This is a genomic window from Vibrio sp. 10N.222.48.A3, assembly GCF_041475345.1.
GTDB classification, from domain to species: Bacteria; Pseudomonadota; Gammaproteobacteria; order Enterobacterales; family Vibrionaceae; genus Vibrio; species Vibrio tasmaniensis_A.
Genome location: NZ_JBFRVX010001375.1, coordinates 1 through 1,173, shown reverse-complemented (window position 1 = coordinate 1,173; position 1,173 = coordinate 1). Strand labels below are relative to the sequence as shown.

Below are 1,173 nucleotides of genomic sequence, written 5' to 3'. Positions count from 1 at the left end.
GGGAGAACTGAGCTGTTCGACAGTTGGATGTAGCAATATTGGTATGGGGTTTCTCGCAAAGTTTGAAAAATTTCTTCGCCCCCGTCAAAAAGGACATGTTGCTCCGGCAAATCGAAATATTCTGACTCTGGAGCGTCAACCAGCTTATTGATGTATTTTATTGAATAAATAGATTTTGGCCAAAAGGTAATAAGGAATTGTGTATCAACCTTTTTCCCATTGCCGAAATGGATAGAAGTAAGTAAGAGAAATCGGTTCCATAGATAAGGTTTTAAGTGGTAGTCGATTTTTCTGTATTTATTGTCTCCCATTGTCTCACCGTAAGTCAGAATCGTTTTACTTATTTGGGTAGTAGCGTTTTTAGCAAAACTAGGAATAAACGATGCGTTCAGAAAGATTTGAATAGGAAACAAGGCAAGTAAAAAGACAACGCCAAGTCTGTAGCGCTTATTGGCATTTTTGTACAATATCATTACTAGTTCTCTCTATAGCGCGCTTAATATCAATGGAGAAGTTGATGCTTTGGCCGTAAGGTGATGAGGAATTCTGGTGAATGCAACTTACATAAATCCTAGTTTTATTTGAAGTGATATAAAAATTCACATTGTTCAAATCAGGGTGTCTAATCAGTTGTTCTAGGAGCTGTTGACTATGGAAATCGTTGTTCTTGATCGTAAAAGTGTTGGTTTGAGAGTTCAACCTTGACATGTTCAGTTTAGGTTCGCTTTGTGAAGGGATGAACAAAAACCAAAACAGTAACAAGTTCATACTGACTAATAAAAGTATTACTCCAACTTGCCAAGAACACCTAAGTTTAAGAGCTCGTATCTTATCAGGGCGCCCAGTATAGGATTGGTCTTGGTTGGTTAAAGCTAGAGCTATTTTATTCTCAGCGACAAAGTAGCCGGCTTTAGGTACGGTTCGAATGATACATTGCGCTTCCGCTGTATCATTTAAAGCTAGACGTAATGAAGCAATACTGTGTGTGATACTGGCATCTGAAACACATTTTCCTAGCCAAATTTTTTTGTGAATTTCTGACTTAGTTACGACTCGATGTTTATTCGAAAGTAAGAGCAATAACAACTGGCTTTCTGTATGGGTTAGTCTCTTTTCTTCGCCTGATATTTTATTTCGAAGTTGAAAGCACTCCTGAGGTCTAAAGTCCCACAT

General features: G+C 37.9%; 2 protein-coding genes. Both read right to left on the bottom strand.

Annotated elements, in window-relative coordinates; genetic code table 11:
• Positions 1–473 (bottom strand): hypothetical protein (locus AB4653_RS26460; protein ID WP_372105710.1); only part of this gene is annotated, 473 nt, incomplete at its 3' end.
• Positions 448–1,173, bottom strand: a 726-nt coding sequence (locus AB4653_RS26455) for a winged helix-turn-helix domain-containing protein (RefSeq protein ID WP_017082553.1), incomplete at its 5' end; no start/stop codon positions are given. The genes AB4653_RS26455 and AB4653_RS26460, both read right to left, overlap by 26 nt.